This is a genomic window from Pseudomonas sp. FW300-N1A1, from assembly GCF_058789115.1.
This window is the reverse complement of record NZ_JBYTBK010000028.1, coordinates 50,774-66,949: the sequence shown is the minus strand read 5'-3', so window position 1 is coordinate 66,949 and position 16,176 is coordinate 50,774. Positions and strand designations below refer to the sequence as shown.

The 16,176-nt window shown below is 58.1% G+C and carries 11 protein-coding genes; 6 read left to right on the top strand and 5 right to left on the bottom strand.

The features are described from left to right. The 5 genes from AC3WQN_RS18440 to AC3WQN_RS18420 form a co-directional block, all read left to right on the top strand. Nucleotides 1-465: hypothetical protein (locus AC3WQN_RS18440; protein ID WP_492606950.1), on the top strand; the 465-nt coding region annotated here is incomplete at its 5' end. Nucleotides 466-746: 281 nt separating this feature from the next. Continuing rightward, complete coding sequence (locus AC3WQN_RS18435; protein WP_103401722.1) at nt 747-1,307, top strand: fimbrial protein; 561 nt, start codon at nt 747-749, stop codon at nt 1,305-1,307. A gap of 90 nt (nt 1,308-1,397) precedes the next feature. Then, entirely contained in the window at nt 1,398-2,153 is a 756-nt protein-coding gene (locus AC3WQN_RS18430) for a fimbrial biogenesis chaperone (RefSeq protein WP_103401721.1), read from the top strand. 38 nt (nt 2,154-2,191) lie between these two features. Then, nucleotides 2,192-4,711 carry a fimbria/pilus outer membrane usher protein gene (locus tag AC3WQN_RS18425; RefSeq protein WP_103401720.1) on the top strand — a complete coding sequence of 840 codons (2,520 nt, stop codon included), beginning with the start codon at nt 2,192-2,194 and terminating at the stop codon, nt 4,709-4,711. Nucleotides 4,712-4,781: 70 nt separating this feature from the next. Beyond that, on the top strand, nt 4,782-5,867 hold the full coding sequence (locus AC3WQN_RS18420; RefSeq protein ID WP_103401719.1) for a fimbrial protein: 1,086 nt from the start codon (nt 4,782-4,784) through the stop codon (nt 5,865-5,867). A 17-nt stretch (nt 5,868-5,884) separates the two neighbouring features. Here the strand turns inward: AC3WQN_RS18420 and AC3WQN_RS18415 are convergent, their stop codons facing one another. The 5 genes from AC3WQN_RS18415 to AC3WQN_RS18395 all read right to left on the bottom strand — a co-directional run bounded on the left by AC3WQN_RS18415 (nt 5,885) and on the right by AC3WQN_RS18395 (nt 14,462). Beyond that, nucleotides 5,885-7,429, bottom strand: a complete 1,545-nt coding sequence (locus tag AC3WQN_RS18415) for a hypothetical protein (RefSeq protein WP_103401718.1) — start codon at nt 7,427-7,429, stop codon at nt 5,885-5,887. A gap of 76 nt (nt 7,430-7,505) precedes the next feature. After that, complete coding sequence (locus AC3WQN_RS18410) at nt 7,506-9,710, bottom strand: autotransporter outer membrane beta-barrel domain-containing protein (protein WP_103401717.1); 2,205 nt, start codon at nt 9,708-9,710, stop codon at nt 7,506-7,508. 191 nt (nt 9,711-9,901) lie between these two features. Further along, nucleotides 9,902-11,887, bottom strand: a complete 1,986-nt coding sequence (locus AC3WQN_RS18405; protein WP_103401716.1) for a hypothetical protein — start codon at nt 11,885-11,887, stop codon at nt 9,902-9,904. Nucleotides 11,888-12,056: 169 nt separating this feature from the next. Next, on the bottom strand, nt 12,057-13,235 hold the full coding sequence (locus AC3WQN_RS18400) for a glycerate kinase (RefSeq protein WP_103401715.1): 1,179 nt from the start codon (nt 13,233-13,235) through the stop codon (nt 12,057-12,059). Nucleotides 13,236-13,319: 84 nt separating this feature from the next. Next, a complete protein-coding gene (locus AC3WQN_RS18395) occupies nt 13,320-14,462 on the bottom strand; it encodes a sugar diacid recognition domain-containing protein (RefSeq protein WP_103401714.1) in 1,143 nt (380 codons plus the stop codon). A gap of 168 nt (nt 14,463-14,630) precedes the next feature. On the opposite strand from AC3WQN_RS18395, the gene AC3WQN_RS18390 reads away from it, so the two are divergent. Then, the gene (locus AC3WQN_RS18390; RefSeq protein WP_103401713.1) at nt 14,631-15,941 is read left to right on the top strand and encodes an MFS transporter; all 1,311 of its coding nucleotides are present in this window, start codon (nt 14,631-14,633) and stop codon (nt 15,939-15,941) included. Nucleotides 15,942-16,176 lie beyond the last annotated feature (235 nt).

The window sequence follows — 16,176 nt, the reverse complement described above, 5'->3', positions numbered from 1 at the left end:
ACGCGGGTTTCTTCTTGGTTGGCATACATGCACCTCTTACTCATGTTATGCCCGAACACAAAATTTCTGACACCCCCCCTTAAACCTACCACTGTTGAAGACTTAACACCCGATGGAGCTGCCGATAGTTTTCGAAAAATGAAAATCAATACCGCAAAAAAAACCCCTTCAAAAACCCCACCACCGACTCCACCCCAACCGAAAAAAACATCCCCAATACCCGTGCCAGCCTCCCAAGAACCAATAGCTGGTCCATCACACTTTATAGACTTCTCACAATTCCAACCAGGAACTCCACCTCCGGTTTTGAAAATAGGATACCCCGATGAAAAAGTTTGGTTTCCTATCAATCATGGTCATCTAACAGGCTGGCTCCGCGGCAGCAAAGTTCAGGAAGCCCAACAAGAAATGCTGAATGCACGAGCACAACATCGCAAGCCGATAATTGAGCATCTTTTAGACTAAAATCATTCACCCACGTCTGCTCTTGTTTGCAGACGTGGGTGAAGTCAGTCTCACCACGACAAGATTAATACCTCACATAAACTTACACTTATCACCCTCCACCACCCTGTCACTCGATCAAGACTGAGAGTTCTCTCATATCCCCCTCCCCGCCCCACTTCTAAACTCCCCACCGCCGAGACACCGCTGCACTTCCCCTCACCGGCCATCCACTTTCGGCAGGCCCACCGAGACTGTCTCGCATTCTGTCCTCGGACTCTTTTATTCAAAGGAACTGCAATATGAAGATATCTTTACTGACTTTACCCTTGGGCCTGGCAATGGCGCTCGCGGGCCAGGCGGCATTGGCCAATACCGGCACGATCAACTTCCAGGGTCGAATTGACAGCGTGACGTGTCCAATCGACGTCATTGACCCGGTCACGGGAGCCCCCGGTGGCCCGATCCTGATTGGCTACACCTACACCGACAAATTCCCGACTGTGGGCAGCGAAAGCGTGGGTAAAACCTTCCAACTGAGATTGACGCCGGGCGGCGGCTGTGTCGTGCCGCCGGGAAGCACCGCGGCCACCGTCTCCTTCAGCTCAGTGCATGGCGGCGTGGGACCAGGCAACGCACTGTACGGGCTCAAGCCTCTGACCGGTGTGGCCACGGGTATCGGTGTAGCGATCAAGGATAACGAAGGGGCACTGATTCCTCATGGCGGTACTTCGAAGCAGTACCCGATTTCCCTAACCGATCCAAGCACCATGGCCTTTCACGCGGTCTACAAGTCCCACACGGCTACCGTGACCGCCGGACCCGCCGAGGCCGACGTCAACTTCACCGTCAACATTATCTAAACCTCGCACTCACTTCTTCGGCCAGGAAGCGCACTTCCTGGCTCAACGACTTGCAGGTCTGTTCTGATACTTCGTTCAAGGACACTCATCATGCCTGGCCTTTTCCAATGGCTGCCGCGCGCCAGAGCGGTCAGCACTGCCTGTGCGCTGTTTATTTCTACTGTTGTGTACCTACCGGTTGCCCAGGCCGCATTGACCCTCAGTAATACACGGGTGGTCTTCAATGGCGATAAGCGTAATGTCGCACTGACCATTACCAACCCCAGCGACAGAGCCTTTGCCGTGCAAAGCTGGGTCAACACCGAAGCCGACGACCAAACTACGGCCGTCCCTTTTATTGTTTCGCCTGCCTTGTTTCGATTGAACCCAAACAAAGAGCAACAAGTTCAGATCAATGGATTACCCAACACACTCCCGCGCGATCGCGAGTCACTGTTTTATTTCAATGTCCAGGAAATACCGCAAGTACAGTCAATTTCAGACAACCAACTGAATATCGCCCTGCGCACGCGGATCAAGTTCTTTTACCGACCACAGGAACTCAAAGACAACCCTGTAGAACGCCTGAAGGACTTGAGTTGGTCAATAGAGCAAAAAGAGGGCCAAGCGCATTTGCGAGTCAGTAATCCAGGCCCGTTTCATGTGTCGTTCATCCGCATCGAGGTTATCAGTAATGGCCAGGCCATTGCGCTGGATAACACCGCCATGCTCGCACCCCTCTCCAGCCAACATTACGACCTGCAAGGCGTCAAGCCTGGCCAGGGCATGCACGTGACGTTCTCGACGATCACCGACTACGGCGGATTTACCCCGCCCGTCACCCAACCCGTCAGCCCTGGTTTTTAAACGCCCTGGCGCCAATGCGCTTTACCCGGAACATGACTATGTCTTTTCTAACCCGGCGCTTTTGCCTGCCCATTCGGCAGCGCCTTGTTCATCTGTTTGTGATCGGCAGTGGTAGCAGCCTGTTACTGGAGAGCCCTTCGACACACGCCAGTACAACGATCGAATTCCAATCCACCTTCATGCGTCAACTCGACAGCCACCCCAGCGATGCCGGCGCCCTGGCATTGAATGTCCTGGCCGAGCGCCAGGATCTGGGCCCGGGGCGCTATCTGGTACGCATTCACATCAATCAGATTTTTTTTGATCAGCGCGAAATCGAATTCCTCGCCTCAGCCGAGAACCGCGAGCTCATTCCCTGCCTGTCTTACGAATTGCTCAAGGACATGGGGGTCAAGCTCGACAGTTTTACCGAACTGCAAAGCGCCCGCCCCACCTGTATCGATATTGTTTCGCTGATTCCCGGTGCCTCGACCGATTTCGACAGCAGTCAACTGCTGCTCTCGGTGTCCATCCCGCAAATCGCCATGCGCCGTGATGTGCTCGGTCACGTCGACCCCCAATTGTGGGACTACGGCATCAATGCCGCCTTTGTCAGTTACCAGGCTTCGGCCCATCAAGGTCGATCTGCAAGCGCCGGGCACTCCAGCAATCAGGATCTGTATCTGAACAGCGGCCTGAATCTTGGCGCCTGGCGTATGCGCAGCAATCACGCCTTTCGTCACGACAATCAGGGCCAACGTGAATGGACCAGGGCTTACACCTACGCGCAGCGCGATGTACCGGGTACCCACGCACAACTGACCCTCGGCGAAACCATCACCCCCGGCGACGTGTTTCGCAGCGTCCCCATCACCGGTGTGCAACTGGCTTCGGATATGGAGATGCTGCCTGATACCTTGCAAAGCTATGCGCCCGTCATACGCGGGGTGGCGCAGACCCGGGCCAAACTGGAAGTCCGCCAGAATGGCTATCCGATCTACTCGACCTATGTCAGTGCCGGTCCCTACGAGATCGATGACCTCAGCACGGGCGGCGGCAGTGGCGAACTGGAAATCATCCTGACCGAGGCCGATGGCCAGGTCCGGCGATTCACCCAGTCCTATTCGACCCTCAGTAACCTGCTACGTGAAGGGGTGTGGCGCTACAGCGCCAGTGTCGGCCGATACAATGCGCCAGACATGACCCTGGAAGATCCGCTGCTCTGGCAAGGTACGTTGGCCGTCGGCGCCAGTGCTGACTCAACCCTGTACGGTGGATTACTGGCCAGCGACTTTTATCAGGCCGGCGCCCTGGGGCTGGGTACAAACCTGGGGCAGATGGGCGCGTTATCCTTCGATGTCACGCAATCGCGCGCCGACACCGACCGCAACGACAGCGGTCAGCATGCCCAAGGCATGAGTTACGCGCTCAAATACGGAAAAACCTTTGAAACCCGTACCAACCTGCGTTTTGCCGGGTATCGCTACTCTACGCAAGGGTACCGCGATTTCGATGAGGCCTTGCGTGAGCGCGCTCACGACTCACGCTATCACGGTAGTCGGCGCAGCCGCCTGGAGGCGGCGGTTCATCAAGGTCTCGGCACGTCCAGTTCGCTCAACCTGACGTTCTCCCAGGAAAACTACTGGCGCACCGACTATCAACAGCGACAGTTCCAGTTTCAGTTCAATACACAACACAAAAACGTCAGCTACAACCTGTACGCCTCCCAATCGCTCACGGATTCGGGTCTTAGCGACAGGCAATTCAGCGTGGGCATTTCGCTGCCACTGGATTTCGGCCGCTCGACCACCGCCACCTTCGATGTCAGGGAAAGCCAAGGGCAATTCAGCCAGCGCGCCAGCGTTTCCGGCAGCAGCGACCAACACCGCATGAACTACCGCGCCGCGCTGGCAAACAGTACCGACAATCAGCAATCCGCGGAGTTGTCGATGGGTTATCAAGCACCGGTTGCAAGCCTGGGCGCCGGCCTCGCCCAAAGCGCCCAATACAACAGCCTGTCCGTCAATGCCAGTGGCGCACTGCTGCTACATGCAGGCGGTATGGAACTGGGTCCTTATCTGGGCGAAACCAGCGGCCTGGTCGATGTCCCGGATATCGCCGGCATCGGCGTCTTGAACAGCACCGCCGTCAAGACCAATGACCGCGGCTACGCCCTGATCCCTTACCTTCGACCTTACCGGGTCAATCGGGTGGTACTCGACAGCAGCGAGTCGGGGCCAAACGTTGAGATCGATAATGGCGTGGCTCACGTGGTGCCACGCCGCGGGGCGGTGGTCAAGGCCGACTTTGCCGCGCGCAAGGTCCAGCGGCTGGTCATCACCGCGCGTAACAGCCGCGGTGAGCCGTTGCCCTTTGGTGCTCAAGTCAGTGACCCGGCGGGCGAGCCACTGGGGATCGTCGGCCAGGCCGGTCAGTTCATGCTCGGCACGCCCCGTGACATACGAACACTGCTCGTGCGCTGGGGCGATACACCTGCCGAGCAATGCCAACTGCCCCTGGACGTTGACGACCAGCCAGAAGAACAAGGTTATCGGATACAGGAACTGACCTGCCTGTGACACAGGCATGGCAACTTTTTCCAGGCCGATGCGCCGAGAGTCCATCGGCCCGTTTATCTCAGGATTGAACATGATATCGAGCAAAACCCTGCTGGGCAGCCTGGCCTTTGTTGTGGCCAGCGCCTTTGCCCCTTTGGCCCTCGCGACTGCTCCCGATTCCTGTTACTGGAAGAACGGAAATCCGGGACCTATCTCCTACGCCATCAATGCAGGGACACACTACGTGCCCAGGGATGTGCCAAGAAGCACGCCCATCGGGCCGGTCTTCAAGCGCTATGGGCCAGTAAATGGCGGTGGGCTGGCAATTGACTGCCTGACCACGGGCCCTCGTATCGACTTCTGGGCGCGCAATCATGTACCGCTCGTGCCGGGTATTTTCGATCCGGTCAATGGCGAGGACATTAGTGGAAAAGTACTCAAGACCAATATCGATGGGGTCGGCGTGGTGGTCAAACTGAGCCCGCAATATGACCTCGCATGGACATCGGCCAATGGCAGTTCAGCGGTTCCCTATACAGCCCACATACAGAGATACATGCCAAATGTACTTTCGCACTCGTTGATGTGGCCCTACATCACCTTCATCAAGACCGGTGACATTGCACCAGGCATTCATCAGTTGAATGTCTCAAACCTGCTGGGTGGCGAATTTTCTGGAGTGAGCAATGCGTTTAACGTGTCCCTGACAGGTACCGTGATCCAGGCCGAGTGCACGCTTTCGGCAAACCCCGTCAGTGCCGACCCGGTAGACCTGGGCACCTGGAACCTCTCGGAGTTCACCGCGATTGATCACAGTACAACGCCAGAGCCTTTCAACATCGTACTCAATGCCTGCAGGGCCGATAATCGAACCCCTCCAGAAACCATTACCTATGCACACGTACGCCTGGACCCGACCGCGGGATCCCTCATACATGATGCCGCGGCAGGTCAATTTACCCTGGGTACCGGCTCGACAGCCAAAGGCGTGGTCATGCAAATTCTTCATGACGATGAAACCCCAATCCAACTGGCCAGCGAAGTCAGACTGAAGGCCATCAACCCCGGGACCACCACCTTGAATTTCAAAGCCCGCCTCTACCAGACCGCGACGCCCGATCTGGTGGAAGCAGGCATAGCCAAGGGCTCTCTATCGTTCACCATCACTTACTTGTAAACAGTCCGGGGCGTCGCTCACACAAGCACCTGAATGTCGCGACTCAGAAAGGGGAGATAGCTGTCTCCCCGATCGAAGCTGACACTCACACGCACCGCAAAAATGGCGTTAAGCGGCAGGCGATCGAGGTATGTCTTGGGCAATGTCGCTCTGTTGATTCCCAGGTTGACCGGCCATGCCACGCGAACAGGCTCATCAGGGAGACTGGCGGAGGTCAGCCAGATATTGATGTACTGGGTTGGCGCCTGATACACCCAGGCCGCTAACGTTAAACCGGCCCCTTCCGGACCCACGGCACTGCGGCTGAGCTTCAACGGATTGCCACGCGCAGCCTGCGGGCAATCAACTTGCGGAAATTTGCTGGAAGGGATCGTGCTGACCCTGAGCTTGAGGGGATCTGATTCTTTTGCGTCGCCTTCCACGCGATAGGTGATTTCCACCACTCTGCCGGTACCGATACTGGAGGGTATGGCAGCGGCGGGGATTGGGAACTCCGAGGGATTCGAGGGCCGCGGCTCCAGCGCATGGTGAAATCCCACATCGCCGTATCCACGCCAGAAAACCTCCCGCTTATACCCTTCGCCTTCATCGTCCTGCCTGGGAATAACCACCGTCACACCCGTCACACCATAAAACTGCGGGTCCAACACTGTGCCTGTTGCCTCCTTGACCGAGGGCGGCCTGCGCAGCGGCGGCGGCAGGATGTTGACGTCCAGAAGGACATGCAACGTCGTGACCTCATAACCGGCTCGATCACGCACTCGACACGTGGCATACCGCAGGCCATTACCGCGTTCGCGCAACATGTCCCCCTTGAGGGGAAGACGCAGAGGCTGGCCGACATTGCCCGCGTCCAGGGTCACGCTGTCGACAAGGTGATGACTGTTGGGGAACTCTTCCCAATACCAACTAATGACATCGCCGACTTTTTTCACGGTGTAATCGGGTAGCGTTGCCAGCACTTGATCACTATTAGCCGGATCGTTCAGGTACTGAGCGGTGATTTTGTTTGGGGGAACAATGGCCGGAGGAAAAACCAGCTTGCGGTCACCCGCCAGAACAGGCGGACTTTTATCGATGGTGACATTGACGGGATCCGATACCCGCGGTATCGGCGACTGATTCCAGGACCACACCTTGTAAAAAATCGTGTGGACCCCTTCACTCAGCCTGGACGCCGGCACCTCCAGCCAGAGGTCCGCCAGGTCCTCCTCTGTATAGGGGCCGTCAAATTGCTTTTCATCGATCGGATTGGCTTCATCCCCGTCCCAGATCAACTGGACACGATCAAATGCGCCTGGACGCGTGGAGTGATCGCTCCACAACTCGAACTCGACACGCAGTGGGTTCAACCAGGCATCTTTGGGCAAAAGATTGTCTTCCCCCCCCTCGATCGGCGGCAATACACCGACTATAACGGGCGGAGCGAGACTGGCATTGGGTTCATCAACAGGAGCCGAGTGCGTGGGCATGTCTATTCCCTCACTGAACAGCGAGCCGGAAGGACTACCGAGAAACACCTTTCCGGTGAGTGGTTGGAAAACAAACCCATGTTTATCCATGGGTCATCAGAAACAACTGCAATAACGGCAACAAGAGAAGAGGAACCCTCACACCCTCTCCTCGTGGCGAGTCCGATTACCAGCGATAGCGTGCGCCCACGTTGGCGCCCCACGGCTGCTCGATCTTGTCGCCGTGGCTATAGTCAAATTCAGCGTGCAGCGAAACCTTGTCCGTCAACGTCAGGCTGACTCCGGCGCCCAGTTCGCCACGGGAACCCGACAGGTCATTGTTGAAGGCGTTGTTGTTGACCTTGACTTCGTTGTTGCTGGCGAACTCATGCACGTAAGCGGCGCGCAGATAGGGCTGCACCACCTTGCCCTCACCCAGCATGAAGTTGCGTCCGGCCGTGGCACCGACCTTGCCGAGCAAGGAACGGGTACGATCACCTTCGGCGGACAGGCCGTTGTCCAGGTCATAACTCTCGCCCTGAATGATCACCCCTGACAGTTGCGCAAACGGCTCGATAAAATAGTCGTCGGCCAACTTGATATGACGCCCTAACTCCAGAGATGCACCGACACCCGTGTTGTCGTACTTGCCCTTGGTCTTTTTACCGTCACTGAGCTGCACGTCAGACGTGTTCTGGAAACGGTTGAACTTCAACACGCCGTCAAAGTAGTAACCACTCGGCTCATCCAGCCAGGTGGTGTAGGCACCCGCGTAGTAGCTGTCGACAGTACCGCTGGTGCCGTGGCTCAGGTTCAGATCGGATTTGCTGTACCCGCCGAGCAAGCCCACCAGCCATTGACCGTCACCGAGTGGCAGCGGCGCATCGACACCGAATGACACCCCTTGCTGGGTTTGCTGGTAAGCCACGCCGGCACTGGCGTTGACATCGAACTTGTTGCCATAGGTGCGCATCCAGCCACCCGCCTTGCCGCCGTCCTGACGCACTTCACCCATGCGGCTGCGCAGGGTGCTGAGTTCGCCATACCAGACGGTCGGCGCGGCGTTGAACAGCGCCATCACCGATTGGGTGCCTGGGCTGACAACGCGGGTCGCCGTGTTGAGAAACCATTCGTTATCGCCCTGCTTGATCAGGTCGTAGGAAAAAGCTCCCTGCTCCACCGGGCCGTTGAGCAATGAAAAACGGGCGTCGCCGTCACCTATACGGACCACTGCCGTAGAGCCCGCAGCCACGGGTTCCGTGCCGCTACTGTCGAGTGCCACGTTGTGATCGCCGCTGGCGGTGCCGGTCACTTCCAGGGTATCGATCTGGCCCGTGCTGAAGTTGTTGTGCATGTAGAACGTGCCGCCGTCGCCCGACAAATTTCCGACTTTCAACGTGTAGTATTCGCCTGGATTGCCGTACTGGACGCCACCGCCGTTGAGGGCGAGACTCGCGACCTCGCCATCGGCGACCATCACCCATCGGGCATCACTGTTGACCGTCAGCTGTTCGACGTTGGTCAGTTGGCCGGTCAGCGTCGCCCAATTCTGCAGGGTGATGTTTGCCGTGGCTGCGGAGTCGGCAATGACATTACCCAGCAGATCGCTGTGATCGACCAGCATGCTCGCGGTCGATACACCCTTGACCTCCAGTAGCGCGCCGTTGCCCCCCAAAAGAGTGGAGCCGTTACGCACCTCGATATGCGCGTCAATCGGCGTCATGCCGAAATCGTCGACCAGAATCGCCGGGCCAGTTTTGCCCTCGACCTCCGTACCATCGAGCACTAGCAGCGCCTGACCCGCCGCCAGGTTGCCCGGGGTAAAGAACACGCCGTTGCCGCCGCCTCGAATTTCACTGGCAGTCGCCAAAACCTGGCCACTGGCTAATTGAAGACCACTCCCGAAATCGCTGCTTGCCGTCAATTTGCTACGGGTCAATAGCAATTGACCAAAGCTCCCGACCAAAGCCCCAGTCACGCCACCGGAAATATCACTGTCGCTGACCGTCGCCCTGGAGCCTGGCGAACCACTCGCGCTGAAACCCAGTGAAAGGCCAGTGGTTCGGGCGGTAACAGTACTGCCCGTGATGGACGCGTTGCCATCGAGCAGGTCGACAGCAACGCTGCTCGCGGTCCCGTCGACGGTTGTTCCCGTCAGTGTCACAGAGGACCCCGGATCAACCCGGATCTGTTTCGTCGTCGCACCATTGGCGGTCAGATTGGCGCCGTTTCTGACGCGGTAGTTCTCAGCGCCAGCACCGCTATCAATCACGGTGTCTCGGGTAATGTCCTTGGCCAGCGAATGACTACTGAGCAGAAACAACGGCAGAAGGCTCATCCACTTGAGGGATACAGGCAAGGGATAGAGGACGAAGGTATTTTTAGCGTTCATCGGGCACCACAGATTTATAGGTTTTAAACGTCAAGCACCTCAGACCAATGGTCTTTGCGTGAACTTGAAAAGTTCGCAAGACTAGTTAGAAAACCTATAATGGTCTGTAGGACTTATCCTGTTGAAGCCTACAAAAAATGAGACCGATGGCAGGAGAAAAAGACCCTCCCGCCATCACGCTAAAACAACTCTCAAGGTCTGGGAATTACGCAGTGATCGTTGCCTGAGCCCGTGCTTTCAAATACCCCAATAATGACGTCTTCCCACTCAGATGACTCATCGACACCGCGAACGGGAAGGCTGTACATCGCCTTGCCCTCACCCGAACTCGAGGTTCCCGGCACATACGTTGGTTTAAGATAAGTGTCATAGGCGACGAACCAGTCCATCCCCGCACTTTCCTCCGCCAATGAGACTTGTCTTTCTTCTTCTATCGTGGTGTCAGGCAATGGGGTAGTCCCGTCCGGACCGTAAGTCTGCCAATGGAACTTTACCCACACACCTTCTTTTAAATAATTTGATGCCGGGATATGCACCTTGACGCCCCAGACGCCGCTGCCCTCTTCCAGTGACGTACAATTGAAAATTTTATAACCGCCTCCAAGATTTACGGCTCTTGGAAAAATCGGTTCAGGCAGGTCAACCACCTCAACGAGGACATCGATTGCGGTCCGCCTCGACTCCTGCGGATTGACAAATCCCGGGCGAGTGAAGGTGTAGAACATCTCCAGCCCGGTCATGACCGGAGTGAGCTTAATATCGTCCCATGGAATCGATCGCGAAACTTCCTGGTTCGGGGTTTCACTTCCGTTGACTATGTAAGGTGCAGAGCTGATCACCCGATTATTATAAGTAATGGTGAATACATCGTTGGCCACGACATTGTCCGGCAACTTGAAAAAAGCCGTGGCGTGCTCGTCGATATCACCGATCGTCAACTCGCTATCACTGCCCCTGAAACTCAAGAACCGGATCACATCAAGAACCGGATTGATCGGTTCGGGATTCGGATTCTCTGGCCCGGGGAGTTCGAGGATCAAGGTCGCCGAGGTCGGTGCTGGCGATCGGACGGGGAAGTCACCACGAAACACTCGGTAGTCTACCTGGATGTCCTGCGCCCCTCCCGCCAGGAAGTCATAGGCTGCCGACACACGCCCCCAGGGGATCGTGATTTTCAGAGGAAACTCAAGGTGCCCGCCTACGGACGTGCGTGCCAGGACCTGATTACCGAATTCGATCACGATGCCGTCGGTGGTTTGCCAGCCGGTATACTCGGGAATATGGACTTTTACCGGCATGACCCCATCGGCACGATCAATGAACCCGTCGTCATCGGCCAACGGCACCTCGCACGGCGACAATCCACTTGGCAGTTCGCCCAGCGCCACTTGAATACTTCGGTCGTAAGACCGCTCACTGCGGTTACCCGCCTTGTCGTACAAGTAATACACCAGGTATTGTAATTTCGAACCGATGGCGGTTATAAAACGCTCGGGTATCAGGATTTGCCGACTGGGATCAAGCAACTCATCAATCACCACCAGGGCAGGAAATTCTGCCGCCGACTCCGGCGGTTTATCCATCAGTCCCACCACGACCCTGACAAACTCTTTTTTGTCTTCAGTGAAGTCCGGGATCTCGCATTTCACGCCACCATCGCGAGTCAGAATATCGGAGGTAACCAACGCGGGAACACCCACAATCGCCTCGGGTGTTGCAGGACGGACAGGCCCTATCCTGTCGATCGTCACCGGTGCCGGGGGAGACTCTCTTTCTATCGTATGATCGTTCCAGTTGCGGACACGGTAATGAAACTCGAACTTACCTTCGTAGTTCTGAAAAAGGCTAAGGGGGAGTTGCCTCCGTAGAGGGAATTGATCATCGGGCAAGGTAACTGATCCAGGTACATCTTCTTCAAAAACCAATAAATATTCCGATGAACTGGCGGGCAACCACTCCACTGTCAGCAAGTTTGGTACAAAACCATGTCGATCCGAGAACAGCGGGATCTCTATCTCCAAGGGAGCAGAAACTTTATCGTGCGGCATCAATCCATCGGCATCACCGGGAATCCCATCCACCAGCGCCGGTGGACGCAAATCCACCGCAACGAACCGGCTCTCACGATAGTGTTTGCGTACTTGCTCGGCTTTTGACGCATCATATGAACGTGCCATGTTTATCGCTCCGCAACCATTCGATTTCGGCCATGAACCGCTTCATGGCCTACCAAAGATGTCAGGCAGTTCGACTCACGACATGTGCACTGCAAACAACGCCCTGTCGCCCTGCCTGGCCGTAATGACCTGGGCGAATTAAGCGCCGTATTGTTTGACCGCGATACTGTCAGACTTGACAGGTGGGTGTTTGTACAGGTCGCACGGATTCAGCCTTGAGCACCACTCGCCAGACGCGTGCAATATCCCCTGCCCGCTCGCGCAGCAGTCGCGGCGCCTCGGTGCAGGCCTGCTCCAGGCTCATCGGCCCCGAGGGCAAGGCAAATGCGGCATCGACACCCTGCTCATACATCTGCTCGTAACCCTCGCCCAGGGTGCCGGCGATGACGATGACCGGCACGCCCTGTTGTCGGGCAATTTGCGCGACACCAAAAGGGGTTTTTCCACGCAAGGTCTGGGCATCGAAGCGGCCTTCGCCAGTGATCACCAGATCGGCGCCACGCATCGCCTGCGCCAACCCGACCAGTTCCGCCACCACTTCCACGCCCGGACGAAATTGCGCCTGCAAAAACGCCTTGGCGGCAAACCCCAGGCCACCCGCGGCGCCGCTTCCAGGTTCGTCGCGCAGGTCTTTGCCCAGCACTTGCGCGCAATGATCGGCGAAGTGGCCAAGAGCCTGATCCAAAAGCAGCACCTGTTGCGGCGAAGCGCCTTTCTGCGGGCCGAAAATCGCCGAGGCCCCCTGGGGACCGCAGAGTGGATTGTTGACGTCGGCAGCGATTTCGAAACGGACCTCGGCCAGGCGCGGGTCCATGCCATCGAGTTCGATTCGCGCGAGGTCCTTGAGTACCAGGCCGCCGCGAGGAAGTGTTTGCCCCCGAGCATCGAGCAAGCGCACGCCCAGGGCCTGTATCGCACCCGTTCCACCGTCATTGGTGGCACTGCCGCCAATGGCCAGGATGATGCGTCGGGCACCGGCATCCAGCGCCGCGCGGATCAGCTCGCCGGTGCCAAAGGTGCTGCTGATGCACGCATCACGCTGCTCCAGCGGCACCAATTGCAGACCGCTGGCTTCTGCCATCTCAATGATCGCGGTGTGGCTTTCGGGCAACCAGCCCCAATGGGCCTCGACTGGCTCGCCCAATGGCCCTTGCACCCGAGTGCTGCGCAACTCGCCAGCGCAGGCGGCGAGAATCGCCTCGACCGTGCCTTCTCCGCCATCGGCCATCGGGCATTTGACCAATTGCGCATCCGGCCAGACGTCGGCCAGCCCCCGGGCAATGGCATCCGCCACGCCAATGGCACTCAGGCTGTCTTTGAACGAGTCGGGGGCGATGACGATCTTCATGTGAATTCTCCGGTTGTTATGTAGAGCATGCTGCCAGTTGCCTTGACCAATGACGCCGGTCCGCTGCACAAACACCACCGGGGTTTATTGTTCATTTCCACAAACGCGCAATGGCGTATCGGTTTGCGGCAGTAGCTGTACGCCCAGGTACAACGTCAGCATGCCGTCCAGCCGCAATGGATCGACGCCACTGAGCTCGGCAATCCGCTCCATGCGATAGCGCAGGCTGTTGCGGTGAATGCCCAGGGCCTCGGCGCAGGCCTGGCTCTGGCCGTCGTGTTCGCACCAACTGCGCAACGTCGCCAACAACTGGCCATTGGTGTCCCTGGCAATCACCTTGCGCAGCGGGTTGAGCAGTTCATCCAGTGCATCGTCGTTGCGGTGGCGCCAGAGCATGACCGGCAGACGATAGCGATTGAGGGTCAGCAAGCGGCTGTGCGGCAGCACGTCGCGGCCATAGGCCAACAAGTCGCCGACCCGTCTATAGCAACGACGCAGGCCCTGCAAGCCATCGGCCTGGCCGCCCACGGCGATACGCAGAATGTTCCAGCCCAGGCCCTGGAGTTTTTCCAGCAAGCGTTCGTTGTCCACGGTCTGGGTCGTTGGCCGGCACCACAGCAACGAGGACTTGGCCGAACTCACACACCAGCTATCGGGGTAACGGGAACTCAGCCAGGCACTCAAGGCCTCTACCGTTTGCCCGCTGGCGTGTTCCAGACCCAATTCAAACAAATATGGAGTACGCGCCAGTTGCGGCTTGAGGCCCATTTGTCGAGCTTCGTCGATCAGCCGGGGCGAGTCCCCGGCGTCACTGAGCAACAGCGCCAGCAGGTCATCGCAACGCTGGCGGCGCCACTGCTGTTCGGCCTGCTGGTTACGCTGGCCGACCAGCATCTCGGCGGTCATGCGCACCAGTTCGGCATAGGTGCGCAAGTGCTCGGGTTCGCCCGTAATACCCAGCACGCCAATCAAGCGTTGATCGAGCAGCAGCGGCAGATTGATCCCTGGCTGCACGCCCTTGAGGTGCGCGGCAGTCTGGGCATCGATTTCCACCACCCGACCGTTGGCCAGCACCAACTGCGCACCTTCGTGCCGGGTGTTGATCCGCTCCGGCTCGCCACTGCCCAGGATCAGCCCCTGGTTGTCCATGACGTTGACGTTGTAGGGCAGAATGGCCATCGCCCGGTCGACGATGTCCTGCGCCAGGTCGTGATCGAGTTCGAACATGGGGCGTATTCCTTGAAAGCACGGGGCAATTGATTGTTCACCCGCACAGGCGGTTGGCGCAAACCCTGTGCTCAGGCACAAAGACATCCGCCAATGGGTGACCGAGACTCATCAGGCGGTCAACGTTACCTTTGCACCGCAAAAAATCATAATAAAGAGAGACCCGCCATGTCACAGAGCGCCGCTGCCATACTGGCCACCGATGACGACAAGAACGCCGTCTACAAGCGCATCACCCTGCGCCTGATCCCCTTCATCTTCATCTGCTACCTGTTCAACTACCTCGACCGGGTCAACGTTGGCTTTGCCAAGTTGCAGATGCTCGATGCGCTGAAATTCAGCGAAACCGTGTACGGCCTCGGGGCCGGTATTTTCTTTATCGGCTACGTGCTGTGCGGCGTGCCGAGCAACCTGGCACTGACCCGGTTCGGCCCGCGACGCTGGATCGCGGTGATGATGGTGACCTGGGGCACGCTGTCGACCTGTCTGCTGTTCGTCACCACGCCCACCGAGTTCTATACCCTGCGCCTGTTCACCGGCGCCGCCGAAGCCGGGTTCTTCCCGGGCGTGGTGCTGTACCTCTCGCAGTGGTTCCCGACCTTCCGCCGTGGCCGCATCATGGCGCTGTTCATGTCGGCCATCCCGGTTTCCGGTCTGCTCGGCAGCCCGTTTTCCGGCTGGATCCTCAATCACTTCGCCGCCGGCCAGGGTGGCTTGGCGGGTTGGCAGTGGATGTTCCTGCTGCAAGGCATCCCGACCGTGGTGCTGGGCCTGATGGCGTACTTCCTGTTGAGCGACAACTTCGCCAGCGCCAAATGGCTCAAGCCCCATGAGCGCGCGGTACTCGAGGCGGACCAGGCCATCGACTGGAGCAACAAGCCCAAGACCGCCACCGACTCGCTGCTGGCGGTGTTCAAGAACCCGGCGATCTGGGCGTTCGGCCTGATCTACTTCTGCATCCAGAGTGGCGTGTACGCGATCAACTTCTGGCTGCCGTCGATCATCAAGAACCTGGGCTTCAGTGACAACCTGGTGATCGGCTGGCTCAGCGCGATCCCCTACCTGCTGGCAGCGGTGTTCATGCTGGTCGTCGGCCGCTCGGCGGACCTGCGCAAAGAACGTCGCTGGCACCTGGTGGTGCCAATGCTGATGGGTGCCGTGGGCTTGTTGATCGCGGTCAACTTCGCTACGACACCGGCCATCGCGATTCTCGGCCTGAGCATCGCCACCATGGGCGCCCTCACCGGCTTGCCGATGTTCTGGCCGGTACCCACCGCCATGCTCAGCGCCGGCGCGGCGGCCGGTGGGCTGGCGCTGATCAACTCCATGGGCCAGATGGCCGGCTTCCTCAGCCCGTACCTGGTGGGCTGGGTCAAGGACACCAGCGGCTCGACCGATGCCGCGCTGTATGTGCTGGCGGGGGTGATTGTCGGCGGCAGCCTGCTGGCGCTACGCATGACCCGCACCTTGCGGGCCTGATAAACGCCGATACAGGGTGTGCGGATGGATCGCACACCCTGTGCACATCGCTCCATCAGCAGTGAACACCGCACCGTGGCGAGCGAGCTTGCTCGCGCTGGGGGGCGAAGCGCCCCCGACAAGACTATTGCGGGGTTTCAGATAAACCCCGGTGATCGGTTTTGGGGCTGCTACACAGCCCAGCGCGAGCAAGCTCGCTCGCCACAGGTTCAGCTCGCACATTTTGTGTTCCCCC